Consider the following 24,782-nt stretch of genomic DNA (forward strand, 5'->3'; position numbering starts at 1 on the left):
TTTTTGACTAAAATTCCCATGCACGAATCCCAATTCGATCCTAATATTTTAGATAAAATACATCAACTCCAGGAAAAGTTTAAAGCTTCCGGTCAGGATATGCTTTCTTACCTCGAAGGATTGCTCTATGCAGACTACCTGACCTATTGGGAATACATCAATTTGGACGTTTTGCTGTCTTTACAGCAACCGAAAACCAGCTTTAAGGACGAGAAGATTTTTATCATCTACCATCAGATCACGGAGCTCTATTTCAAATTGATCATCTCCGAAATGGAGCAAATCGCTGATCAGCAAGATATTTCAGAAGTCTTTTTCAAAGCTCGATTGGATAGGATTCTGATGTACTTCGACCATTTGATCAGTTCCTTTGCGATGATGTGGAAAGGAATGGAGCGCGAACAATTCCTGAAATTCCGCATGTCGCTTTTACCTTCTTCGGGTTTTCAAAGTGCCCAATACCGGGAAATCGAATTGATGTCAACCGATGCTTTTCACCTGATTGTGTTGGGAAAAAGGTCTGAATACGATTACCACAGTCCTGCGGATGACTTGTTTGAAAATCTGTATTGGCAGCAGGGAGCGATCGAATTAGCCACTGGTCAGAAAACGCTGACTTTGAAGAATTTTGAGTTGAAATATGGCAAAAAGCTTATCCATTTGATCGAGACTTATCGTCGGAAAAACCTCTGGCAAAAGTACATGGAACTGGAAGATCCATCTCAATCGATGACTGAGATGATGAAGCAGTTTGATTTGAAAGCCAATGTGTTTTGGCCATTAGCTCATTACAAGTCTGCTGTGCGTTACCTCCAAAGAGATCCGGTCGATATCGCTGCAACAGGTGGTACCAACTGGCAAAAATACCTTCCTCCGCGTTTTCAGAAGGTAATCTTTTTCCCCGAACTCTGGACTGAAAATGAGCAGGAAGAGTGGGGCAAAGGTTGGGTGGTGAAGGAAATCTTTGGAGAGGAAATTTAGGGTGATTAGAATCAAGTATCAAGATGTAATCATTAAAGACGTAAGTATAAATACGCTAGATTATAGACAAAAAGTATGACAGTGAAGATCTTTATACCATTCCACACTGTATATGATTTTTTTAGCGATGACACCTGCCCGTTCCGTCCGTCGCGGAGAATCCGTTAAATCTCACATATGGCTCGATAGTCCCTGTTTTTATTGGAGAGGAGCCACTATGTGTTGGATAAGATAAATTCAATTTCAATAGGTCAAAAAAAAGAGAGGCTGTCTCATAAGTGCTATTTGTCATATTGAGCGTAGTCGAAATGCGGTCGCATTCGCTGCAAATGGCCTTCGACTTTGCTCAGGCTGACACCATCGGTCCTTTTGAGACAGCCTCTCTTTGAAAAATATTCATTAAAAATTAATTGGTCTGAAATCCAACTCGCATAAAGCTTGTCACAGGAGAAGTTAAAGACATTTTCTTTACCGACTTTAGGTTTTCCAAGTCCAGTACTTCGATTTCTGTTCGTGAAGGGGACAAAACATATAAATACTTCTCTGAACTAGTCAATACCGGAGGTAACTCATTCATCAATCGGTAGAAAGTAGCATCGTCTTGAATTTTTCGTGCTGATTCTCCACCTTCAATTGAAGCTACAGCAATTGGACCTTGAGCGACCGTATTACCTGTTTTGCTATCAATAATTTTAACAGAATTGCTTTTGGTTTGAATGATTAATTTTGATCCATCAGCACTGAAGAAATAGGTACTTACATCATCTCCGGTATAGATATTTCTCATAGATTTTGCTAAAGGATCGATAGCAAAAACTCCCTTGTTTCTGGCCCATCCGTACAAAATCGAAGATTTATCATTTGCTTTTATTGTCCCCATCCAGTTTCCGGAAGTTGGCTCCAAAGGAGAGATATTTTCGATCTTAAATAATTGATTGTTCGATCCGGCGACTAAGACTGCCTCAGTTCCCCCAAATACTGCATAACTTCCATTTGAAGCATCTCCATGAATGCCTGTCACTTTAACTTCAGCTGATTCCGCTACAACTGCACCATTTGAAGACAATATTTTGATTGTCTGCGGTAGAGCACCGGGAATCTCCGGGTTTTTAAAGGTGACAGCAAACTTGTTACCTGTAAGCCAGGTAGCTGCACCATGGTGAACTCCATTTTTCAAATCCTTGATCACTGTGGGATTAAACGAAGGAGTTTCCATTGTGCTTTCTCGAGCCCACGTTATTGATCCATCACCATCATTGAAGATCACAATGTTCCCATTTGTAGCAGAGAAGTGCGTTGGCAGAGGTGCAACAGCTGTAGAACCAAGCCATCTCATTTCATATTCATGACCATGGTCAACATGATTTACAATGCCGGTATCAAAAAATTTCACAATGCCATTTACTCTTTCGACGGAAGTAATGTATTGACCACTTGAACTTAGATAATTAGCGCTTCCTTGTGCAAAAGGATTTACTGATGGTGTTTTCACCTCTCCTGTAATCGGATTCATCATGGAAATATTTCCAGAAGAATTCCAGGTTATCATACGAATCCACTCACTTTCCTGATTTTCAAAAGTGGGCTGTTCAATGATTGGGTCCTCTTTTTCTTGGCAGGAATAGGCCAAAAGAGCTATCCCGATTAATGCTGTATTTAATTTTTTCATGTGTGGTGTTTGATTAGTACACTACAAAACAACAACATGAATTTCTTTTTTGCAATATAGTTGCATAAAATAATGCAATAATGTTGCAAAAAAGTAAAATTAGCTTTGAAGCTAGAATTTTGCCCTGTAATATTGCATTTGAAACAATGTTGCAAAAAATATCGTGAGGCGATTTTCAATTTTTATTATAGCATTCTCAATCATTCTATTTTTATCCAAATCGGGATTTTCCCAAGATTTTATAGCCAAGGGTCAAGTTGTCGACAATAATGGAAAAGGGCTTGAAGCTTTGATTGAAGTAAAAAAATCAAAAACCAATTCCGTTAGGCTTAAACTTCTCGCTAATCCAAAAGGAGAATTTGAAGTGGCGGTGAATCGTGATGACCACCTTGTTTTTTCCCATTTGGGATACCAAACGATTGTAATGTCTACTTTCTCGGATAATCCAATTCAGGTAGTGTTGGTCGACTCCATTACAGAACTTGATGCGGCTATCGTCTCTGGAACTAGGGTAGGAGTAGGTAGCAGAGAAAGCTCAATGTCAGATTTGATAATTTCCGGTAATGAAATCAGAAATGCCCAAAACATAACTTTTGCTGGTTCACTGGAAAATATCCCAGGAATCTCGACAATGAACCTAGGTGTAGGTGTTTCCAAACCGGTGATCAGGGGACTGAGTTTTAACCGAATTTTGGTCAATGACAAGGGAATCAAGCAAGAAGGACAACAATGGGGTGCGGATCACGGACTGGAAATTGATTCGCACGATGTGGATCGGTTGGAGATAATTAAAGGTCCAAACTCTTTGATTCATGGTCCAGATGCGATGGCTGGCGTGCTCAATATTCTACCAGAACCGCCACTTCAAACTGACGGATTAGAAGGTGGAATTTCCTTGGATTACCAGTCAAACAGTCAATATTTTGGACAGTCTGTCCATCTTAAAGGCCGTAAGGATGATTTTTATTTCATGGGTCGCCTTACTATTAATTCACATGGAGACTACCAAATACCCGCTGATTCTTATGTCTATGCCGGCTATGTCTTACCGATTTTCAACGAGCGACTTAAAAATACTGCCGGTAATGCGCTACACTTTTCAGCTACTGCGGGAAAAATTCTAAATCGAGGTAAGTCTCAACTAACCATCTCACGGTTTGGACAGGAGGCAGGTATTTTTATTGGGGCGGTGGGAATCCCAACGGCTTACAGCTTGGAAGATGATGGGAATTCTCGTGATATTGGTTTTCCACGACAAATTAACACGCACTGGAAGGTAATTTCTAATTCAAATTGGACTTTAGGAAGCCGATCTATTGAGCTGGATCTGGGTTACCAAAGAAATATTCGTCAAGAAGAATCACTTCCTCATGTCCATGGGGTAGGCCCAACACCTTCAGGAAATCTTGCATTAGGGTTGGATCTCCGCACATTTACCGGAAACTATCGAGAGGTCTTAACCATCAATTCTGAAACCCGACTAAGCTATGGTTTGATGGTTCAGGCCATGATAAATGAATATGATGGGTTTGAGTTTCTTCTTCCTGCGTATCGAAGTTTTTTAGCCGGAGGATATCTTATCCTAAATCAAACCATACAAGAACGTTTTCATTGGAATGCAGGTATTCGTCTGGATGGAAATATTCTTTCTATCGATGAGCATCTTCAGCCAATTTATGATAGACTTCAGCCAACAGGCGAATTTGATCAGCGAAATCCGGATATAGAAAGAAGGGTTCTGAGGCCTAGTTTTTCTGGAGGAATTTCTTGGGAGATTGATCAGTATCAAATCCTTAAAGCTAACATCGGCTCAGGACTTCGCTTTCCAACGCCAATAGAATTGGCATCAAACGGCATTCACCACGGCAATTTTAGACACGAAAGAGGTAATGCTGAGCTTATACCAGAGCGGAGCTATCAGTTAGATTTGGCTTACAGCTTGGCCAGAAAGAAACTTTCCTTTGGTGTAACTCCATTTGCATCAGTGTATCAGGGATTCATTTACCTCGCACCAAGCGGTAGTTTTTCCCCTTTGCCAGGGTCCAGCACACTTTGGGAATACAAGCAAGACGATGCGATATTTTTTGGGGGGGAAATATCGGCGACTTATAAGTCCGACTTCAATCTGGACTTCAATCTAGGGATGGATTATGTCTGGAATTATAACTTTGAGTCTGAACTACCACTACCCCTGACTCCCCCATTTTCATTGCTTACAGGACTTGTCTACCGATATGAGCTTCAAAATTCCTGGATAAGAAATCTGTCTTTTGGCATTGATTTCAGAAAAGTTGCAGCGCAAAATAGGGTAGCAAGAAATGAGCGAATTACCCTTGGATACCAGCTATTTAACTTGAATTTCAGGACTGAATTTACAATGGTACGAAGAAATTTAGCATTGAATTTTGGAGTGAAAAATCTCACGAATCAATTCTATTTTAATCATTTGAGTCGATATCGGCTAATTAATATACCAGAACCTGGAAGGAATATAATTATGGGGCTTTCAATTCCTCTTAAACAAAATAAATCATTCGAATCTTATGAAAAATAACTCGTATTTCTTGCCATTGTTCCTGATCGGATTGGTTTTGACTTCTTGTGGTGACTCCGAAAATCCAACCGATCTTGATCCTCCAACGATTTCATCCTTAATGGCAGGATTGGAAATTCAGCCTTATCCTGGTATGCTTATATCGCCAACCAATAAATCTCTGGTAGTTCAATTTAAAGTGTCAGACCCAGCTGGAGTAAAGGAAATTTTGTTGGATGTACACGGAGGGTTTGACGGTCACTCTCATGCCAGACTGAGCAATTCATTTGAGCGGCTGAATATTAAGCGAATTTTTAGCAGCACTGCTTCCAATTCCAACTTGGTCATCCCCTCAGGTGAGAAAGAAGTGAACATAGAAGCGCATCAGATCGCTTGGGAAGGTGCGAATTCAGCTGTGGTCGGAAACCTGTTGGCAGGCCCATACCACATCACTATTTCAGCGACAGATATGGAGGGAAACCAGACTAGTTTTGCAGATGGGTCAAATTATCACACAACTTTTTATATCCAACGACCTTATTCACCTGCCATTTCTTTGAATAAAATGCCTAATGGGAAACTAGAAGCAAAAGCAGGTCAGAAATTGAACTTGGTAGGTGAAATTAAAGTGACTGATCATCCTTTGTCTACCCCACTAAAGTTCATTTGGTTGAGACTGACCAATGAAGCGAACCTGGATGAACAAAAAAATCTCACTGAAAGCACAGTTGCTCAGGCAATGATCGGATCTTCCTTTTGGAGGAATTTGGCGGGTCCAACGCTTTCAGTCAATCAGATATTTGACCTGGAGTCTTTTGTATCACAGAATCCATTGACTATTCCTATGGGTCAATCAAAATTAAGTCTGGTCATTTGGGCTGAAGATACTGCAGGTAATGTAACACGGGAGTCCATCCCGATTGAAATCAAATAAGGTTGGTTTGGTTAATAGAGAGAGTCCTTGATTTTCGAGGACTTTTCTTTTTTAAAACTGCCTCAAATAACTCACCTTGGCAATTCCGGATTGATTTTGGACCGGTGTATTTTGAAAGCTGCTTTCATTATAGACCAGATAAAGAAAACTCAGCGGGGCAAATTCCCAACTTCCTCTGAGGTTGATCCGAGCTTGTTTGTCGAAGGTGTTGTATTGATAAAATCCCGAAAGCTGAATCCGAGGATTGGCAGCCAGCCGTATTCCGGCTGTAAATAAATCTGTGGTGAAATCAGCCTTTTCCGCCCCAAATCCAGTAAATGAATTGTGTTCATAGCCAAATTCTGCCGCAATATGCGGTATGGGAGCTATTCGGCTAGTCAGGGACAAACTATTCAGGTTTCCGTTGAAATAACCTCCAAAGGAGAACTTAGCGTCTAAACTTATTTTTTTGGATTGGTCAAGTCGGTAGCGTAGTGCATGTCTGATGAAGTCATACCTGCCAGGTAGCATATTTTGACCTAGGATAGGAAATGAAAAGTCGTAATTCTGAGTGGTAGGAGAGATGGTGTAGGAAATCAAGCCATTGGAGCGTGTCAAGATATAGATTGGAAAAATATCCACACTAAGTTCCTGTGTTATTAAAGTGTTTGTGGTTTGAAACCAGTTGACAAAAAAGCCGGGATCCCATCTTCTGATCCATTTTGAAAGCCAACCGTTCTCAGGTCTCCAGATGTAATAGCCACCTGGGTTATGAAATATGGTGTTATTAGCAAACACAAAGCCCATTCCCGGTAAATATTTCTCATCTACAACACGCGTTACCCAGCCTCCATACCAATTGTTTGGGAACCACCCTACAAAGAAGGAACCCGCAAAACCGATGCTATCATTAGAGTTTTGTCGCGAAGCACTTGCCAGGTAAGTGATAGTCCAGGTGTCATTGGGGCGAATCAAACCATCCAACGTGACCGTGGTATTTGACTGCTTTTCAAATCCTTTTTCAGGTTGACCTTCATCGTTCCGTTGGGTAAGCATGACGCCGATATTGTTTTGCTTTCCATAATTTTTCAAATACCGCATTAACGAAAAACTTACAGGAGCCTGAAAATCTGTTCCCCGCTGGTGAACATACAAACCGGCTAAGGTTCTTTTTTGATTCCGGTCCGTAAATCGTGCTCCGGCATTTATTGGAATAGGATCTGAGTTAAATTGAGAACTGGAAAGACCGATAGTTCGACTGAAAAAAGGTTTCAGGCCGGTGTTATCAGCTCCGGAGTAAATCCCACTGTTTTCGAGAAAAAATTGCCTCCGTTCCGGAAAGAATACATTAAACCGTGTTAGGTTATTTACCGCTCGATCCACATCAGCTTGAGCAAAGTCAGTATTAAATGTAAGATCCAAAACCGAACTCGGAGTGACTGCCCATTTCATTTCACCACCGGCTTTCCATTCTGTTTTGCTTGTTGTTTCTCCTACGGAATTGGTTGATTGACTGGTTTGTGCCAACCCATAAGGCTGAACTCTGAAGTTTACAGATGGAGGAGGTAGTTCCAGCCCTTTAAGTTGGGCAGCATAAGTCATCCGATAGGGTGAAAAAGCTTGGGGAATCTCCGGAAAGACAGTCTGCTCATAATCTCTTCTGGCCAATCTGGCTAGCGTAATTCCCCAGGAAACAGGCTCGTTTTTATCCTCTGTCTTGGTATACCTAATGGATTTGAAGGGAATCGCCATTTCCACTACATAGCCCGAATCCAATATCGTAGTCCGAACTTTCCAAAGTGCATCCCAGTCATTGTCACGAAAGGAATCATCAAAAACTTGAAGATCCCGTTGATTTCCATATGGTGTGGTCTGAAAGCTCACATTGAACCGTTTCAGGTTTTGTGGATCAAGCTGAATGTATAGGATATCGTTTTCACCATACAAAAAATCCCTCCGAAGATCCTGTACGCGAACGCCTTTTTTCCCTAAACTATCCGCACAAAACGCTCCGATATATAGATTCTGATCATCAAACAAAATCCTAACTGTTGTAGGATGAATTACAGGAGCTCCCTGCCGAGGCTCCATGGCAAAGAAATCAGAGATCGGAATGGCTGACTTCCAATCTTCTTCGTCCAAGGTGCCATCAACAATGATTTTCCCATTAGCCTTTGTTGCAAACACTTCAGGAGAAATCAAAGGAGGATCAAAATTCTCCGCGGTTTGGGCAATTAGAATTTTCGGAAGGAAAACAATAAGCCCGATTAAAATCCAATGTCTCATTTTCCGAGGAGCCCTTCATATACAGTGAATTTTTCAAGATCCACTTTTACTTCATTCCACTCGTCTAGAATTAGGGTTTTGCAGAGATCGAGGTTTGAACCCTGAATTTGCTTTCGGTAGTTTTGATAAGCGATATAGTCCGTTTCAGCAAGTCCAAACAGGTAATTTTGAATACCAATAATGGGATTAAACCAGTAAGAAGCTTTGATGAAGCTGTTTTTCTCCTCAAATCCTTTTTCGATTTTCTCACTGACTTCCATCATGTGAAAAGCTAATTCAGTTCTGTAGAGACCTCCCTTTGCCACGGAATTAATTAAACTATCAGGCAAGGAAGCTGCTTTTGTTGTGGTAAGTTCAGGCAGGCTTTGAGCGACCTGCTGGAATACCTCCGGAAACTCAATGGCATAAATTGATTCCGAATCTTCCCTTTTGGCATCAAGAAAATCAACCATCAGATTATTTGGAAACTTCAGACTGGCTGCCTGATGGACTGCACCTGGAATGACAATGGTAAAAATCACCCAAATCAAAGTCAGAGCCATTGCCTGTGCAGTTTGTCCCATTTGGAGATGAATCAAGCCAATTATCAGAAAAAGCCAAATCCAAGTGTAAAGCAGGACCAATCCTGAAAATTGTATTAGAGTACTTCCCGCCTCTGAAAATACGCCTGTGCTCATTGCAGATAATAGGATAAGTACGATCAGGAGCCCGGTGACATAGATTCCTATGGAAATAATTCTTCCAAAAATCCAGGGAGATTGACTCCCAAGTTGGATTTTGATCAGTTTAGAAACTTGCTTATCAAATTCGTATCCACCGATAGTAAAGCACAGGACAATCAACAATAGTGGAAGTAGAAATAACACCACAAATGTGAAGTCCAAAGCCCCTAAGGCGATTCGCTCTGGATTGCTGATTTCGGCCGCAAGATCACCATCATATGCCGTGGACCAGACATTGACTCGCTTATAGAAACCAAACTGTTCGGCTTGACCCACAGCAAAAACCATCATCGGAGAGGGAACTTTGTTAGCAAAGTGGTTGGCATGCCACATAGCCCAAAAGGGTGCTTGAACATCGACCCAAGGCCTGTCTTCAGGACCTTTCTGATTAGTTTTGATCCATTCTTTCGTAGTTTCTATTTGTTTTACCGCATTGAGCTGGACTTTTTCGATCGTGTCCAGTTGTTTTTTTCTAAGGGCATTTCCATTATAGATGGAAAACCCCGCAGCCACCAAAAACAAGACAACTGCTATAATTTTATATGGGCTTCGGACAAAATTGACCCATTCCCATTTTAGATAATTAATTAGGCTCATAAACGAAACTTGCTAGCGGTGACCAATAAAAAACCTCCTATCACCCAACTCAATAGGATTAAAATATCGGACCAGAGTATACCGAAAATCTGATTGAGTGGAATAGATGAGTAGGTGAAATCCTCCAACGACCGATAGAACTCCTGATCGGCTGCCCATTTCCAATCTCCTGTTTTACTGCCTCCAAAGGCATGTTTGTCATTCAGTTCTTTGATAAAACCTCTGCGGTACTCTTCAGCTTTCAGCATAAAATCTGCATGGTGGAAATAATCAGTGCCGCTTAATCCCATACTCAAACTTTGCAAGCTTTGAAGTGGGTTTGGAATAGAGCTTACCTGAGTAAAAGTCTTTTGCTTTCGCAGCACTTCATAGAGGTCACCGAAATGCTTATCCCAGACGACATTGCCGATTTCTTCATCAGCCTGCATTAGGATTCCATCGAAATTGATCGGTAATTCTTCCACAGTTTCTACTTGGTACTTGCGTAGAACAGAATCTTTCAATATGGCTAGTTTTTCCTTCTCAGGGTTGTGTCCATCCAGTCCAACAGCTCGGTCAGCTTTCATTCTTTCGGAAAATTCCTGCCTTGACGGAAGTTGATAAAGTTGTTCAGCAAGAGTGCCGGAGATTTTAGGTAAAAAAACTCCCCAGATGATCCAGCAAGCCAACATCACACTCAATGCTGTGCCTGCCTGTCTAAGATTTGCACTTAAATAGGCGGTTAAACTGCTGATAACCCAGTAAAACGCTGCGTATCCCAAGCCAATCAAGCTAGTTCTCAGGATTACTTCGCCAGTTAATTGTTCCATTTGAAGAATTAACTGGAGGGAAAGTGTTATGATCAAAAACAGGACACTCAACAGCCAGTAAGCTATGATTTTACCAAATAATAATTGTCTGAAGTCTCCACCCTGCACCAAAAGGATCCGAACTCGATCTGACTCACGTTCCGTACGGATCGCTGAAAAAACCAGAAAGATCAAAAGAAGCGGAATGATCAGTTGTAGTAAAAGTGATGGCCGAAGTTTTCCAAATCGTGAGATTTGAAGAGATTGTGAAGCCTCGCTGTATTGGATTTCATTTTGTCGGTGACCTTCCAGATAAAGGGTTTTTCCCACTACACCATTAACTCCTTCATCAAATCCTGTCAGGGCACTTGATGGCTTAAATAAATAAGTACCATAATGTGCTGCGCTATGTGGATTTCCTGCCTCTTGGTTGTCCCACTGTGATCGAATGTGAGAAGCTGCTTCTGCTTCCATTTCTTTCAATTTTATAGCCTCGGCTACACCAAAATAGCTTGTGAGTCCTACGATAAAGGTCAAAACTGCGGTCAGCCCCATAAACCAAGGATTTCTTTTCAGAAGTATCCATTCATTCCAAATGATGGTTTGCATAATTTTCTCAGACTATAGTTCCTAAATAAATTTCTTCAAGATCATTGGCCGTGACTTCAGCCGCTTGCAATGATTTCAAAAGTTTGCCTTGGTGTATGATGCCTATCCTGTCTGCCGTTTCTTTGACTCGAAAAAGGTCATGAGAAGCCATTAGAATAGTTGTTCCCATTTTTGCAAGCTTGCGAATCAGATCAGAGAGTTCCTTGCTTGCTAGGGGATCCAAACCACTAGCAGGTTCGTCCATCAGGAGGATTTTGGATTTTTTAGCGTAGGCGATTGCGATCCCTACTTTTTGCCGCATTCCCTTTGAATAGGTACCCAATGGTCGGTCCATGGCACTTTTTTGAAGTCCGCAGGTTGCTAAAAAATGCCTCAAATCATCATTGGAATACTTTGAATTGGCGAGCTGTGTGAAATACTTCAGATTTTCCAATCCTGTCAACTGGGAATATAGATTGACGTTTTCAGGAATATATCCAATGATTTTCCGAGCCTCCGTAGGATGTAGGAAAGGTTCTATTCCTCCAACAGCAACGGTTCCACTGTCCGGGCTTATAAATCCCAAGAGGAGATTTATAGTAGTCGTTTTTCCGGCTCCGTTTGGGCCAAGTAGCGCAAAAATTTCTCCTTCGGGTATTTCTAATGAAAAATTATCAAGCGCTAAGTGCTTGTTAAACTGTTTGCTGACTGAGTTGAGGGATATCATATGGTTTATGCAATTTTGTTGCATAAATATAAAAGCAATTTTGTTGCAAAATCAAAGAGTAGAGTAAAAAACTGTTTTTTAAATCTGATTATCTGCTTCCTTGCCAGTAGATCAAAATCATTTGTAGAAATTGGTTCAAATTCAAATATTTCAGCCCTCTTCTGTCTTCGGTCTTCCAGCCCTTTCCGGAAAGAAATTCGCCTACTGGCAGAAAAGCGTATATCTGTATTTTTAAAAAACCTTTTAAGCTGATAGATTGCCGCCAACAATGACAATTCAAATTTTTTTCGCAAAATTAAACATGGTACTAATGAAATTGGAGGCCTCAATTAGACAATTGGACTTTCCCACTGAGAAGCTCCAACGTTAAGAAATTGATAAGTTTTAGTGATGGGTGAAAATCAAATTCAAGTTTTTGCAATTTTGATGCAAATAAAAAAATCATGAAGCATATTCTAATCGCAATCACTTTTTTCGCCTTAAGCATTTCCTGCAAGCCGAAAGCTCAATTGGTATCCAAATCAGAGATCACCAGAATTGCTTTTGGTTCCTGCAATCGCCAAGATGCGCCACAGCCACTTTGGAAACCTATCTTGGCAGATCAGCCAGATCTATGGGTTTGGACAGGGGATAATATCTATGGGGATTCTCCAATTATGGATACGCTTCGGGCTAAATATGCCAGACAGGACATGAAACCCGACTATATAGCGCTAAAAGCTGCCATGCCGATTATCGGAGTGTGGGATGACCACGATTATGGAAGAAATGATGCGGGTAAGTTCTATGCCCAGAAGAGAGAATCCAGAGACCTGATGTTCGACTTTTTGGGAGTTCCAGCAAATGCACCAGAGCGAAAAAGAGAAGGGGCTTATTCGTCTCACCTTTTTGGTAGCGGAGAAAATCAGGTAAAGATCTTTCTTCTTGACGGAAGATATTTCCGCGATACGCTGGATAAGATTGACAATATTTATGTGCCAAATGAGACGGGACAAATCCTGGGAGCGGAGCAATGGACTTGGCTTGAAAAAGAACTAAAAGAGAGCAAAGCAAAAGTCAATTTGATTGCCTCGGGAATTCAGTTTTTGCCTATCGAACATCCCTATGAAAAATGGGCTAATTTCCCCAAAGAACGAGAAAAATTACTGGATTTAATTGCCGAATCGGGAGTGAAAAACCCGGTTCTAATTAGCGGAGACCGACATATCGCCGAAGTGATGAAACTGACAGATGCGAGATTTCCAAAAGGAATCTATGAAGTCACTTCCAGTGGACTTACCCATACTTGGAATGGGGCTGCTGAGGAAGCCAATCAGTTTCGGGTGAGTGACCTGATTGCCAAACTCAATTATGGATTGGCCACATTTGACTGGAAAAAAGGCGAAATGACCTTCCAGGTAAAAGGCGAAGAAGGTGCTGTGTATGCGACGCAGGTTATCAATATTCAATGATCAATGATCAATTTTCAAAAAAGCAAGAAACATCGGAAATCAAAACTTCCTAACTTCCTGACCTCCACACTTCTTAACATCCAAACTTCCAAACTTCATTACCCCCCAACCCCATGTTCAACAGAAGAGATTTTATCAAAGGATTAGGCCTCACCTCAGTAGGATGGATGGGCTTTGGAGATTCAGTTTTCGCCCAACTCCAAAAAGAATTACCGATTCAGAATTTACCTTCTATTTTTAAACCAATCCGAGTAAAAGGCAGTGTTTTGACTAACGGTCAAGGGATCGGAGGGGTGGCAGTTTCTGATGGAAGGATAGTTGCCCAAACAAATTCTTCAGGGGAATTTGAGTTGATCTCAGGTACTGATCGTGATTTTGTTTTCGTTTCACTGCCTGCTGGCTATGAAATCCAAAAACAGGCGAACGGTTCAGCTTCATTTTTTCAAAAGATTGATCCATCCAAGTCTGAACAAAATCTCACTTTCGATCTGAAAAAATCTGCAAATTCAGATGAAAATCACCACTTTTTAGTTTTGGCTGACACCCAAATTCAAGATGCTTACGAAGCGGACCAATTACTGACAGTTGCTGCTCCTGATGTGCAGAAAACCATTGCCTCGCTCAACGATCCCAATATTTTTGGAATCGGATGTGGAGACTTGGTCTTTGACAAACTGGAACTTTTCAAGGAATATAATCAGTCAATACAGATGTATGATATTCCATTTTTTCAGGTGATTGGAAATCATGATTTGGACTTCGGAGGTCGATCGGATATTACCACGTCGGGAACTTTCAAAGGTCATTTTGGACCGACATTTTATTCCTGGAATCGGGGAGAGGTTCACTATGTGGTGTTGGATGATGTGTTCTATCTCGGAGTAGGTACCAAATACATTGGCCATATTCCCGAGGAGCAGTTGGCTTGGTTGGAGCAAGATTTGAAATTGGTGGAAAAAGGAAAGACAGTCGTCGTTTCTCTGCATATTCCAAGTTATACCGGCGCGGTATTGCGCTATCCTGATCGTGATACCCTTGGGGGAACTGTCAGCAACCGTGAACATTTATATCGCATGCTGGAAGGCTATAATGCACACCTGATGTCAGGCCACACTCATTTCAATGATAATATGATCAGTAGACATGTCTATGAGCATTGTCATGGTACGGTTTGTGGGGCATGGTGGTCCGGGCCAATCTGCTACGATGGAACACCAAGCGGCTATGCCATTTATGAGTCCAAAGGTTCCGAACTGAAGTGGAAATACAAAGGCACCGGCTTGGATGTCAACGAGCAATTCCGGGTTTATCAGACTGGTTATCACAAAGATTTCCCGGATCAAATGTCGCTCAACTGCTGGAATTACGATCCGGCTTGGGAAATAAGCTGGTTTGAGAATGGAATCAAAAAAGGAGCACCTGAAAAGCGCTTGGCTGTAGATCCTTGGAGTGTGGAACTGCACACTGGTCCAAGTCTTCCAGCCCGTCGTGGTTGGGTAGAACCACAGCTGAACGATCACATGTTCTTTTTTAAACCCGAGTCAAAAGACAATTTGGTCGTCGAAGCCAAGGATAGATTTGGGAATGTGTATTCGAAGAGGGTGTAGGGATTTGAAAAATAATCCCCCCAACCCCCTTGTCAAGGGGGAGTCGCGTTAAAAGAACCTCAATCTCTATTCCTTGACTTATACTTTTAAGTAGCAAAAGTGGAGTTCGAAGGATCTTTTGTGGCCACTCCCCCTTTCCCAAAGGGGGTTAGGGGGATTTTTCAATTAAAATTTTGTCCTCTCCAACCCATTGTTATCCTCAAATACATCAATAAACTCATTGATTTCAGCAAGTACCCAAGGCATAGATTTTTTTACTTCCAGATCGGTAAATCTCAAAAATACCAGCCCAAATTCTTCAAGTAATTTTTGTCTTTCCTGATCTTCCATCATGGATAAATGATCGAAATGAGAATCACCATCAATTTCAATTACTAGGTTTAATTTTTTGCAGTAAAAGTCAACGATGTAATTGTCTAATGGCTTTTGTCTGTTGAATGCATATCCCCGAAATTGACTTGCCCTTAGTTTCTGCCAAAGAAGAATTTCCGATAGAGTCGAATGAGATCTTAACTCTCTGGAAAATTCTTTTAAAAAACGATTATATGGTAAAAAATGCATGGAATAATTTAGGTAAAAAAAAGGAATCCCCCCAACCCCCTTGTCAAGGGGGAGTGGCGTCTAAAGTGTTTCAATCCTTATGTAATAAAATTTGGCGTTTGACTAGAAGAGTTTTAGTCCCTAAAGACCTGTTGAGGCAACTCCCCCTTTCCCAAAGGGGGTTAGGGGGATTTTTAAAAGACGAAAACCCCTTCCCCCAATTTCCTGTATATTCCTCTTGTGAAAACCCTGTTCATCAATTGTTTCCTTATCCTCTTTTTTGCCGGAAATGCTTTTGCCCAAAAAGTAGTCATCAACCTCGATTCCAAAGGAATAAGTCCAAAAGATACCGAATACCGAGTTCTAGAAGTCTTGGATCATCGGGTTCAGAAAGGTGCAATTGGTGAGGTTTTTAATCAGACGGCACAAAAATCACCGGTATCGATTAATGGGAATCTGGAACAAGTAGCCACCCGATTTTACAGGGAAATCACCATTCCAAAAGACTCTGCACAGCTGATTCAAATCAGGATTTTTGAGTTGGAATTGAAGGAGAGTTTTGATCGGGAGCAGCGATTGTATCAAGGGGAAGTGCAGTTGGCCTTGGGGTTCTATGTGAAGGGAAGCGGCGAACCTGAACACTTGCTGGACTATTTGGGAACGACTCAATATCGTCGATCTGACTTCCGCATGGATCGGGTAGAGGAGATTGTTATCAAATTATTTCAAAACAGCCAAGAATACTTTGACAACTGGTACAAATCTCAAAACCTTCAAACCCGGGCTTTGGCCAAAACCATCCGCTTGGATATCATCGAGCCAAACCAGAAATCTACAGACGACAAAGTCTATTATGATCCTGAAAGACCTTTGACTTGGGAGGATTTCAAAGCGAGGCCCAGCTCATTAAGCAAGAACAACGCAACGATTTTCACCAGCTTTTCTGTGCAGGGAATTTCTTTGATGGATGCCGGTTCGGTGGTGCAAACCCTCGAAATCAGCGTCTACATGCTACCATATCAGTCTTGGGTCAAAAATCCAAGTGCGTATGGCCTCAACCACGAACAACGGCATTTTGATGTGGTGAGGATTGTGGCAGACCGACTGATTCATAAGCTGAAAAATCAGGACTTCGATCTGGATTTTTATCAGGCACGAATCAGCGAAGCCTATCTCGATGCTTATCGGGAGATGAACCGCCTGCAGGAATTCTATGACAAACAAACCCAAAACGGCATCAACACCACCGAACAGGAAAAGTGGAATCAATTGATCGATGAAGCCTTAGCCGGAGATTGGAAGAGGATTGAGGATTTGTTGAGGAGTGGGAGGAGGTGAGGGTTGCACGCCTATCAATAGCCCAGCTTTTTAAAGCTGGGTTAAAGAATTGCCGAGCAGATCCAGCGATGGCTCTTGAAGTTGATTTGAAAAATAATACTCCTGCCAGCGTAATGAAATGGTTTTTTCGGATTACAAATCCTAGGATAGGATTTCGGAATTGCTCCTGTTGGATAATGGGACTAGATTAGTTCGACACCCTTCGGGGTCGTTTTCACTTCTAAATAATTCTATTTAATCCACGGGTTTCACCCGCGGCTATTGAGAAGTTTGACCACTTCGTGGTCGGGAATAATATCAAGGTATAATATTCCACTGATCCTGAAACGACAGTCCCGATGAGCGCAGCGATTTCGGGAGGATCGAACCTTTCAATAACTTGTCCGCCGTGGCGGAGCCCTAGGTAAAACCTAGGGAAAATGAAAGTTATGGAATTGGTTAACAACCCTGAAGCGCCAGTCCCGATGAGTGCAACGATTTCGGGAGGGTTGAACTCAAGAGGATTTTGTATTATTTGAATTTTGCGACGGAATATAAATCCTATGAAAGGACCTCGAAATTGCTCCCGATTGCTATCGCGGATCGAGGAGCAACCGTTTACGACCTCACCCTTTTCTTACTTTTGTTGATTTGGGTCACTGAACCGTCGGGATGGATGATGGTCCGGTTTCCTCGATTTTTGATGGTGAGGGTGTGGGTTCCGGAACTTGGATTGACAAATACTTGATGGGTTTTGCCCTGACGGATCAGGACAGTGTGGGTACCATTTGGATTGACAATCACCTTGGTATTTCCATGGTCAATTACTTGAGAATGGGTGCCGTCAGGATTGATTATGGTTTTGTTTATATCCGAACCCACCATTATCGAGTGAGTTCCATCGGCATTAACCACCACCTTGTGGAGACCATGATCATGAACCACAGCGTGGGTTCCATCTGGTTTGACAATTATTGTCTGAGCATACAAGCCAGAACTAAGCAGGGCAAAACATAGAATTAGGAAAGTCTTCATAGTTTGTTTTTACTGGATTGGGTGGGGAAAGTTTGGAAAATGCGCAAATTGAAATTATGAATTCAAAAATATAATTTAAGTTCGACACCCTTCGGGGTCGTTTCCGATAATAAGTGAGGTCCTGCTCTCCACGGGTTTCACCCGCGGTTATTGAAAGGTTTGACCCCTTGCGGGGTCGCTTGACTCGTCCTTAAACAGTTTAAAGGTAAGCGTATAAATCCTTACACTGATTGAAGGGGGGTAAAGGTCAAAAAATTAAATGGAGTCCAAAACCTAAACTTCTTTCACTCCCTTTTCCCCGTGGTGAAATATCTTTGCGTTCCTTCGTGGCCTTTGCGGTTATGAAAAAACCTTCGAGGTATGCAAAACCTCAAAGGTTCTCAGGAAAAAGCTTTAGCTTTTCTCTGTGCTCTCAAAAAAGAGTGAAGGGGGATAGAGGTCAAAAAATTAAAAGGAGCCCAAAACCTGAACTCCTTTCTCTCCTTTTTCTCTGTGGTGAAAATCTTTCAGGTAGAATAAAAAAAAGCAGTCCGAAGACTGCATTATAAAAGGTCCAAGTTTGAAAACTTGAACCATATGCCTCGCCTCTTTACCAAGCAATCCCGTAATCATCTCCATAGTTACTAGCGCCGCCCCAGAGGGTGCCGTACTTCCAGTCTAGCCAGATGGCAGTGATTGGGCCAGAGGTTTTGGTCCAGAAATCCATCACATAGCCTCGCTTAAGCAGGTTCTTGCGAACCCAGTCGGGTGTGTCGTCCCGCAGCGTGATCGCACCGGGCTTGATCTCATGATCTCCAAAGCTGCTCTGCATCTGATAGCTGTTGAAGTTGGCGGCTTCTACGGCTTCCTGCACATTCATATCAAACTCGACCACGTTGAGGAAAAACTGAAGCAGGTTTTGATCCTGAGAATCTCCACCCTGCACGGCAAAAGCCAGTAGGGGTTTGCCATCCTTCAAGGCCATGCTTGGAGTAAGGGTGACACGAGGTCTTTTTCCCGGTTCGGGAAGGTTGTAGGGATTCAGGTTTTCATCCAAGACAAAACTCTGCATGCGCTGGGAGAGTCCCACGCCTGTATTTCCGGCGATCACAGCAGGAATCCAGCCTCCACTTGGCGTCACTGACACGACCCAGCCTTCTGCATCGGCAGTTTCCACGGAAGTGGTTCCACTCTGGAAGTCCTCTAAGAATTTGGCATCTAGGGTGGAGTTGATTTCGGAAGGATTCAGTGCTGCTACGGCATTTTGACTCTTTTTTAGTAGTTCCAGATGAGGATTTTTCTCATTCTGGAAAGGGTAGGGATCACCTGCGGTGATTTTGGGATCGTTGGTCGCTCCGATTAGCTTTGCGCGCTCTTTTGCATATTCCTTGGAGAGCAAACCTTTCATCGGCGACTTGACAAATGCCGGATCTCCATAGTAGAAGTCCCGATCTGCGAAAGCCAAACTCATCGCCTGATAAACGGTATTGATGTAGTTGGCGGAATTGTATCCCATTGATTTGAGGTCAAAGTTCTCCAGAATATTCAACGACTGGAGCAAAGCCGGGCCTTGTGTCCATTCCTGAAGCTTGTAGACGTCTATGCCACGGTAGTTGACATGCAGCGGTTCCTCGATTTTTACTTTCCAGTTGGCTAAGTCAGCTTCGGTGAAAAGTCCGCCTTGTTCTCGTGTTCCTCGGACGATTTCCTTGGCGATGTCACCTTTGTAAAATCGCTCGTAAGCCGCGTAAATGGCATCCTTTCGACTTTTTCCAGCTGCCAAAGCAGATTTCTCAGCTTCCACCAGTTTGGATAGCATTTGGTACAGGTCCTCCTGAATGAATATTTCTCCAGGTGTTGGTGCTTCTCTTTCTTCGCCTAAGTGTGTAAGGAAAACCTTCTTAGAATAAGGCCATTCTTTAATTCTGGCTTTACCCTTTTCAATATTATCCGCTGTCTGCTCTTCGATCGGGTATCCTTTGGCCAGCTCCATGGAAGGTTTGAGGATTTGCTCCAAACTCATCGTGCCGTACTCTGCCAGCATGGTCATGATTCCACCCGGGGTTCCCGGCGTAGTGGCTGCCAAGGGTCCAAACTGTGGTGGATAGTCCATGCCCTGAGATTTGTAGAATTCCACTGTAGCTCCAGTGGGAGCGACACCCATGGCATTGATGGCGATGACTTTTTTGGTCTTGGGATTATAGATCAGGGCTTGCGTTTCGCCTCCCCAAGAAAGTACGTCCCACATGGTGGAAGTTGCGGCAATCATCGCGCAGGCTGCATCAACGGCATTTCCGCCTTGTTGGAAGATCGCTGCTCCGGCAGTTGCTCCAAGGGGTTTACCCGTGATTGCAACCCAGTTTTTGCCGTGAAGGATTGGGCGTTGGTTGGGTGTGGTCCCCGCTCCATGTCCTGGAAGGCTTTGTGAGAAGGAGAAGTGGGTGAGGAGGAGGAGGATTAGGAGGTAAAGGTTTTTCATATTTTTGGTGGCTATTTATTTAATCGGGAATAATGGGTGTGAATTTTTCTCTATAACTTGACTGGATGACCGATGTCGGATGTCGGGTGACCGATGAAAATAAGATACAAGAAGCTAGACACAAGAGGTCGTTCTCAAGACTTTAAATTAAAGATTATAAAGGAAGGTTTAAACTTTGGCCTCGACTTCGCTCGGCCACCGGGTTTTCGTTTTGTTAGGGGGAGGAAAAATGCGGCTCCGCCGCATTTTTCCTCCCCCTACTAATATCCAACCAAAATCGGTCACCGAGTGGAGTCGAGGTGTAATCAAAAGGAAATTCGGCCACTGGTATCATTTCGGTAAATCAAAATATCCATTTTAAATACCAGATTGAGATTCGATTTGGGATTCATCGGTCATCGGTCATCGGTCATCGGACATAATATATAAGCGGAATAAAGCTTGAAACTACTTTTTGGACATTCAAAATTCCTCTCAATCCCCCTCATCCAACAGCTGCTCCATGATGGGGACAAAGCCGGGGAAGCGGGAATTGTAATAAGTAAATAGCTGGAAAATGGAGCCGTTCTTTTTCAAGTCCATCTCATTTTGCTCGACAAAGGCTTCGATTTCCGCAGCTTTTTCTCCGAATATCTTGTACAGGTCCTTTCGCTTTTTAGGCACTTCAAAAAGGTCTTTTCCTTTTAGGTAGTAATACACATTTCGCTTGATGATCTGATCATTCCGATTGCCAACCATCAATGCAGTATTGTAATTGGATTCTTTGAAAATGGCCTTTGTCCTTCGCATCAGCGGTAGATCACCTTCGACTATTACTTCGAAAAATCCGGAAATTGGCACTCCATCTTCTTTGAAGTCCATTCCATTTACAAAATAGCGAGGCACCTTATAGCTACTATCCATCCAGACAATATTCTGGATTCGAAGTCCAGCCATAGTAGTAACAAGGTTATTTTCCGGCTCCATGAGTTCAAACGTATTGGAATTGATATTGTATCTCACTCTGAAACCTTCCAAGACAGTTTGCTCGCGATAGAGTAGGATAGAGGCGACATTCCACTTGGTATCGAGGTAGAAATTCCCCTCCAGCTTTTTGGGTTCCGGAGCAATTCCATAGATGGTGTTTCCGATGAAATTGGGTCGCTCAACGAGTAGCCTACTAACATTGGTTGCTCGAATAGTTTTTTGCAATGCGGCTCCTGTTCCTTCACTTCCGAACCTTACCAAATAAATGTTCCCCAGATTCAAATCTGCCTTCAGGTTAACTACTTGCTCGTAGGTGTTGTATCCGGGAAAGTTGATGGCAAGTGTGTATTTATTTGCTAAAATATTTTTTATGGAAAAATTACCAGCACCATTGCTGAAGTCTCCAAATGCGGTATTTCTAAGAGTAACTGTGGCACCATCCACATATTCTTTGGTGTCATAATCTATTACTCTACCGCTTAGACTGAAGTTTTGTGCTACACTCAAGTTGGGTATGACCAGAATAAAGAGTAGCAGACAGATATTTCTATGTAGGCTCATTTGCTCAAATTGATTGAATGATAGGGTAATATAGTCCAAACTTAGAATTGATGCTAAATGATTTAGATCTGTCGGTTTGAATCCTGAACAGAAGGCCGTTAGTTGGCTTTGTAAGTTTTAAGACCGTATATTTGAAAGAGTTCAGCTTTTTAAGAACACCGTATATTTCATTAAATCATCAATAACTTGAGTTTTATTAATTTCAATTTCGAGCCCTCGCTACAAGAAGGTCTCGATGCCATGGGCTTTGATCGCCCTACACCTATTCAGGAACTGGCAATTCCTGTGATCATGCAAGGAAAAGACTTGATCGCCTGTGCCCAAACCGGGACAGGTAAAACCGCAGCGTTTGTACTTCCTATCTTAAATAAAATATCGAAATCCAGTTTAGGTAAACTGAACACTTTGATTTTGGCTCCAACCCGTGAACTTGCGATTCAAATTGATCAGCAGATTCAGGGTTTCTCTTATTTTTTGGGAGTGAGTTCGGTGCCAATTTATGGAGGTGGAGATGGGATTGTCTGGGAACAACAGAAAAAAGCGCTGGAAACCGGTGCTGAAATCGTCGTGGCTACTCCGGGTCGTCTGATTGCTTTGCTGGCAGGCGGAAAAATGGATTTGAGTACGCTGGAGCATTTGATTCTTGACGAGGCCGACCGAATGATGGATATGGGCTTTTCGGATGATATTCTGAAAATCGTCAATTACCTACCGCAGGATCGACAAACCGTTCTTTTCTCGGCTACTATGCCTCCGAAAATCCGACAGTTTAGTATGAAATTCCTTCACAATCCTGAGGAGATTTCGCTTTCTATCGGAAAAACTGCCGAAGGAGTGACCCAATCAATGTATTCAGTTTACGACGGGCAGAAGGAAGAATTGGTTCGCTATATTCTTGCGCAGAAACCCTATGAAGCGGTAATAATTTTCGCATCTACCAAAGACAAAGTAAAAGCGCTATTCAAAGTGCTTAGAAAGGAATTTGACATTGAGGCTTTCCACTCGGACCTGGAGCAGGTAGAGCGGGAGAAGATCATGTCAAACTTCAAAAATAAGGCAGTGAAGATCCTGATCGGTACGGATATCATTTCAAGAGGCATTGATGTGGTGGGGATTGAGTTAATAATCAACTTTGATACTCCGGGTGATCCGGAAGATTACGTGCACCGTGTAGGCCGGACGGCCCGAGCGGACAAAGAAGGTGAAGCAATCACGTTTGTCAATCCAAAAGATCAGCACAAGTTTGTGCGAATTGAAAGCCTAATCGGAATGGAGATCACCAGAAATCCAATGCCAGAAGGCTTTGAAAGAGGTCCAGAATACTTGGGAGAAAAGGCGAAATCCTCAGGATTTTCATCAGGAGGAGATGGCAAGTCGAAAAACAAAAAGAAGAAAAAGCCAGGGAATAAACCATCCGGAGAAAGATCGAATCAGCCTTCAGGAGAAAGATCGAATCAACCTTCAGGAGGGTTCAAACCTCGGTCTGATTTCAATAAAGCTCCCACTGCTCAAGCACAAGAAGCTCCCAAGCCGCAGAGTCCAAAACCGGAAAAATCCGTGACTCCCAGCTCTGAAGCCCCAAGTAAATACGGTCAACGTAAGAACGTAATCGACTCCTGATTTTCAGCGCTTTGAGTTGGTTTTTTTGAAGTACTTCAAGTATCTTGAAATACTTTTCATTTTTAAACCACAGCGCTATGCAAACGATCAAATTAAAATCAAGGGGCACTTATGTCTCTTATCTTCAGGAACTTCTTGGAAAACTAGGTTACCAAATTCCAGCCACTGGCTATTTTGGAAATATGACGGATGAGGCTGTCCGGGATTTTCAAAAGAAAAATGACTTGGTAGAGGACGGGGAGGTCGGACTCAAAACTTGGACTGTGTTGGTAGATAAAAGCCGACCTGCCCCATCAATGAGCGATAAGTTTTTGGGTGAGCAGGATTTGAAGAATTTTGCTCAAAAGCACAAGTTGGAATTAGCAGCAGTGAAGGCTGTGAATGAAGTTGAAAGCAGTGGGAAGGGTTTCTTTGTGGATGGTCGACCAAAAATTCTGTTTGAAGGACATATTTTCTGGAGGCAACTGAAGGAAAGGGGAATCGAGCCTAGTTCAATCTCCAATGCTTCCAATGCTGATGTGCTGTATTCCAGCTGGACAAAATCCCACTATGTGGGAGGAACTAGAGAATATGTGCGGTTGGAAAAAGCCTCAAAACTATTGTCCAATCCCCTCGTAAAAGAAGCAGCGTTGGCTTCTGCTTCTTGGGGTAGTTATCAAATTATGGGATTTCACGCCAAAAAATTGGGATACGATTCAGTCGGTGCTTTCGTTGATCAGATGTACATTCATGAGCGAAACCAGCTGGAAGCTTTTGGAAGGTACATCACAGCATTTGGATGTATCAATCACCTCAGATCACTCAATTGGGCATCTTTTGCCAAGTGTTACAATGGCCCTGCCTACGCCCAAAATAAGTATGACATTAAAATGGCTCAGGCCTATCAAAAGTATTTAAACCATCCATGAATCTAAAGGAACTTAATCAGCTATTTCAGAGAGATTTAGAAAAGCTAGGTCAGGAATTACAAGCTTATACAAATGAGGAAAATCTCTGGATAGTTGATAAGGAAATTTCTAATTCAGCGGGGAATCTTACACTTCATATTTTTGGAAATCTCAGACTTTTTATCGGGCTGGATTTCGGAGGGATTGCTTATCAAAGAAATAGAGATTTTGAATTTTCCGGGAAGGGTGTGCCTAAGTTTGCTATGCTTGAGGAATTAGAAGAAGTAAAGAAAGTTGTCTCGACTTCTCTTTTAGGTTTAAATCCGATTCGGATGGGTGATAAGTCTCTTCATGCGATGTTTGGGCATCAGATGTCAATTGGTTTTTTTCTGATTCACCTTTATGGTCATATGAATTACCATATCGGGCAAGTGAATTATCATAGACGATTGTTAGGCTGAAAAGCTGGAAGACGGAGGACCGGAGACAGAAGATAAGAAGCAAGAGACTGAATAAAGTGAAAGTGATGCGAATCC

The 24,782-nt window shown here is 42.4% G+C and carries 18 protein-coding genes; 9 read left to right on the top strand and 9 right to left on the bottom strand.

From position 1 onward, the window contains the following. Window positions 1–18: 18 nt before the first annotated feature. Window positions 19–981 carry a tryptophan 2,3-dioxygenase family protein gene (locus ACK4HU_RS16525; RefSeq protein WP_409808612.1) on the top strand — a complete coding sequence of 321 codons (963 nt, stop codon included), beginning with the start codon at window positions 19–21 and terminating at the stop codon, window positions 979–981. A gap of 406 nt (window positions 982–1,387) precedes the next feature. Here the strand turns inward: ACK4HU_RS16525 and ACK4HU_RS16530 are convergent, their stop codons facing one another. Beyond that, the gene (locus ACK4HU_RS16530) at window positions 1,388–2,650 is read right to left on the bottom strand and encodes a hypothetical protein (RefSeq protein ID WP_409808613.1); all 1,263 of its coding nucleotides are present in this window, start codon (window positions 2,648–2,650) and stop codon (window positions 1,388–1,390) included. Window positions 2,651–2,813: 163 nt separating this feature from the next. Between ACK4HU_RS16530 and ACK4HU_RS16535 the strand changes: the two genes are divergently transcribed. Both ACK4HU_RS16535 and ACK4HU_RS16540 read left to right on the top strand, forming a co-directional pair. Then, window positions 2,814–5,204 (top strand): TonB-dependent receptor, encoded by a 2,391-nt coding sequence (locus ACK4HU_RS16535; RefSeq protein ID WP_409808615.1) that lies wholly within the window; start codon window positions 2,814–2,816, stop codon window positions 5,202–5,204. Then, entirely contained in the window at window positions 5,194–6,117 is a 924-nt protein-coding gene (locus ACK4HU_RS16540; RefSeq protein ID WP_409808616.1) for a DUF4625 domain-containing protein, read from the top strand. Before ACK4HU_RS16535 ends, ACK4HU_RS16540 begins: the two co-directional genes overlap by 11 nt. A 51-nt stretch (window positions 6,118–6,168) precedes the next feature. Here ACK4HU_RS16540 and ACK4HU_RS16545 read toward each other — a convergent pair whose 3' ends face one another. The 4 genes from ACK4HU_RS16545 to ACK4HU_RS16560 are packed head-to-tail and all read right to left on the bottom strand — an operon-like array spanning window position 6,169 to window position 11,804. Then, window positions 6,169–8,382, bottom strand: a complete 2,214-nt coding sequence (locus ACK4HU_RS16545) for a DUF5916 domain-containing protein (protein WP_409808618.1) — start codon at window positions 8,380–8,382, stop codon at window positions 6,169–6,171. Continuing rightward, complete coding sequence (locus ACK4HU_RS16550) at window positions 8,379–9,701, bottom strand: hypothetical protein (RefSeq protein WP_409808620.1); 1,323 nt, start codon at window positions 9,699–9,701, stop codon at window positions 8,379–8,381. The genes ACK4HU_RS16545 and ACK4HU_RS16550 overlap by 4 nt, the downstream gene beginning before the upstream one ends. Then, window positions 9,698–11,098, bottom strand: coding sequence for a DUF3526 domain-containing protein (locus ACK4HU_RS16555; RefSeq protein ID WP_409808622.1), 1,401 nt, complete (start codon window positions 11,096–11,098; stop codon window positions 9,698–9,700). Before ACK4HU_RS16555 ends, ACK4HU_RS16550 begins: the two co-directional genes overlap by 4 nt. Before the next feature lie 7 nt (window positions 11,099–11,105). After that, entirely contained in the window at window positions 11,106–11,804 is a 699-nt protein-coding gene (locus ACK4HU_RS16560) for an ABC transporter ATP-binding protein (protein ID WP_409808624.1), read from the bottom strand. 443 nt (window positions 11,805–12,247) lie between these two features. Here ACK4HU_RS16560 and ACK4HU_RS16565 point away from each other — a divergent pair, with 443 nt between their 5' ends. Both ACK4HU_RS16565 and ACK4HU_RS16570 read left to right on the top strand, forming a co-directional pair. Beyond that, window positions 12,248–13,255, top strand: a complete 1,008-nt coding sequence (locus ACK4HU_RS16565; protein WP_409808626.1) for an alkaline phosphatase D family protein — start codon at window positions 12,248–12,250, stop codon at window positions 13,253–13,255. Window positions 13,256–13,368: 113 nt separating this feature from the next. Further along, window positions 13,369–14,862 carry a calcineurin-like phosphoesterase C-terminal domain-containing protein gene (locus ACK4HU_RS16570; RefSeq protein WP_409808628.1) on the top strand — a complete coding sequence of 498 codons (1,494 nt, stop codon included), beginning with the start codon at window positions 13,369–13,371 and terminating at the stop codon, window positions 14,860–14,862. A gap of 165 nt (window positions 14,863–15,027) precedes the next feature. Here the strand turns inward: ACK4HU_RS16570 and ACK4HU_RS16575 are convergent, their stop codons facing one another. Next, entirely contained in the window at window positions 15,028–15,423 is a 396-nt protein-coding gene (locus ACK4HU_RS16575) for an endonuclease domain-containing protein (protein WP_409808629.1), read from the bottom strand. A 219-nt stretch (window positions 15,424–15,642) separates the two neighbouring features. Here ACK4HU_RS16575 and ACK4HU_RS16580 point away from each other — a divergent pair, with 219 nt between their 5' ends. Next, a complete protein-coding gene (locus ACK4HU_RS16580; protein ID WP_409808630.1) occupies window positions 15,643–16,740 on the top strand; it encodes a hypothetical protein in 1,098 nt (365 codons plus the stop codon). Between the two features lie 597 nt (window positions 16,741–17,337). On the opposite strand, the gene ACK4HU_RS16585 is transcribed toward ACK4HU_RS16580, so the two are convergent. From ACK4HU_RS16585 to ACK4HU_RS16595, 3 genes are all read right to left on the bottom strand, one after another. After that, the gene (locus ACK4HU_RS16585) at window positions 17,338–17,754 is read right to left on the bottom strand and encodes a hypothetical protein (protein WP_409808632.1); all 417 of its coding nucleotides are present in this window, start codon (window positions 17,752–17,754) and stop codon (window positions 17,338–17,340) included. Between the two features lie 589 nt (window positions 17,755–18,343). Continuing rightward, window positions 18,344–20,212: a gamma-glutamyltransferase family protein gene (locus ACK4HU_RS16590; protein WP_409808634.1), complete on the bottom strand. Its 1,869-nt coding sequence runs from the start codon at window positions 20,210–20,212 to the stop codon at window positions 18,344–18,346. A 474-nt stretch (window positions 20,213–20,686) separates the two neighbouring features. Then, the gene (locus tag ACK4HU_RS16595) at window positions 20,687–21,739 is read right to left on the bottom strand and encodes a carboxypeptidase-like regulatory domain-containing protein (RefSeq protein WP_409808636.1); all 1,053 of its coding nucleotides are present in this window, start codon (window positions 21,737–21,739) and stop codon (window positions 20,687–20,689) included. Window positions 21,740–21,925: 186 nt separating this feature from the next. Between ACK4HU_RS16595 and ACK4HU_RS16600 the strand changes: the two genes are divergently transcribed. The 3 genes from ACK4HU_RS16600 to ACK4HU_RS16610 all read left to right on the top strand — a co-directional run bounded on the left by ACK4HU_RS16600 (window position 21,926) and on the right by ACK4HU_RS16610 (window position 24,707). After that, window positions 21,926–23,359 carry a DEAD/DEAH box helicase gene (locus ACK4HU_RS16600; protein WP_409808637.1) on the top strand — a complete coding sequence of 478 codons (1,434 nt, stop codon included), beginning with the start codon at window positions 21,926–21,928 and terminating at the stop codon, window positions 23,357–23,359. Window positions 23,360–23,436: 77 nt separating this feature from the next. After that, a complete protein-coding gene (locus ACK4HU_RS16605; protein WP_409808639.1) occupies window positions 23,437–24,267 on the top strand; it encodes an N-acetylmuramidase domain-containing protein in 831 nt (276 codons plus the stop codon). Further along, window positions 24,264–24,707 carry a DUF1572 family protein gene (locus ACK4HU_RS16610; protein WP_409808641.1) on the top strand — a complete coding sequence of 148 codons (444 nt, stop codon included), beginning with the start codon at window positions 24,264–24,266 and terminating at the stop codon, window positions 24,705–24,707. Before ACK4HU_RS16605 ends, ACK4HU_RS16610 begins: the two co-directional genes overlap by 4 nt. The last annotated feature ends 75 nt before the right edge of the window (window positions 24,708–24,782 follow it).

It is taken from the genome of Algoriphagus sp., assembly GCF_046296635.1.
Lineage (GTDB): Bacteria > Bacteroidota > Bacteroidia > Cytophagales > Cyclobacteriaceae > Algoriphagus.

Excerpts from the sequence above, each read along its gene's own strand:
- ACK4HU_RS16610 (WP_409808641.1), top strand. The coding sequence starts at position 24,264 with ATGAATCTAAAGGAACTTAATCAGCTATTTCAGAGAGATTTAGAAAAG.
- ACK4HU_RS16570 (WP_409808628.1), top strand. The coding sequence starts at position 13,369 with ATGTTCAACAGAAGAGATTTTATCAAAGGATTAGGCCTCACCTCAGTA.
- ACK4HU_RS16555 (WP_409808622.1), bottom strand. The coding sequence starts at position 11,098 with ATGCAAACCATCATTTGGAATGAATGGATACTTCTGAAAAGAAATCCT.
- ACK4HU_RS16575 (WP_409808629.1), bottom strand. The coding sequence starts at position 15,423 with ATGCATTTTTTACCATATAATCGTTTTTTAAAAGAATTTTCCAGAGAG.
- ACK4HU_RS16550 (WP_409808620.1), bottom strand. The coding sequence starts at position 9,701 with ATGAGCCTAATTAATTATCTAAAATGGGAATGGGTCAATTTTGTCCGA.
- ACK4HU_RS16590 (WP_409808634.1), bottom strand. The coding sequence starts at position 20,212 with ATGAAAAACCTTTACCTCCTAATCCTCCTCCTCCTCACCCACTTCTCC.
- ACK4HU_RS16530 (WP_409808613.1), bottom strand. The coding sequence starts at position 2,650 with ATGAAAAAATTAAATACAGCATTAATCGGGATAGCTCTTTTGGCCTAT.
- ACK4HU_RS16525 (WP_409808612.1), top strand. The coding sequence starts at position 19 with ATGCACGAATCCCAATTCGATCCTAATATTTTAGATAAAATACATCAA.
- ACK4HU_RS16540 (WP_409808616.1), top strand. The coding sequence starts at position 5,194 with ATGAAAAATAACTCGTATTTCTTGCCATTGTTCCTGATCGGATTGGTT.
- ACK4HU_RS16605 (WP_409808639.1), top strand. The coding sequence starts at position 23,437 with ATGCAAACGATCAAATTAAAATCAAGGGGCACTTATGTCTCTTATCTT.
- ACK4HU_RS16565 (WP_409808626.1), top strand. The coding sequence starts at position 12,248 with ATGAAGCATATTCTAATCGCAATCACTTTTTTCGCCTTAAGCATTTCC.
- ACK4HU_RS16545 (WP_409808618.1), bottom strand. The coding sequence starts at position 8,382 with ATGAGACATTGGATTTTAATCGGGCTTATTGTTTTCCTTCCGAAAATT.
- ACK4HU_RS16560 (WP_409808624.1), bottom strand. The coding sequence starts at position 11,804 with ATGATATCCCTCAACTCAGTCAGCAAACAGTTTAACAAGCACTTAGCG.
- ACK4HU_RS16585 (WP_409808632.1), bottom strand. The coding sequence starts at position 17,754 with ATGAAGACTTTCCTAATTCTATGTTTTGCCCTGCTTAGTTCTGGCTTG.
- ACK4HU_RS16595 (WP_409808636.1), bottom strand. The coding sequence starts at position 21,739 with ATGAGCCTACATAGAAATATCTGTCTGCTACTCTTTATTCTGGTCATA.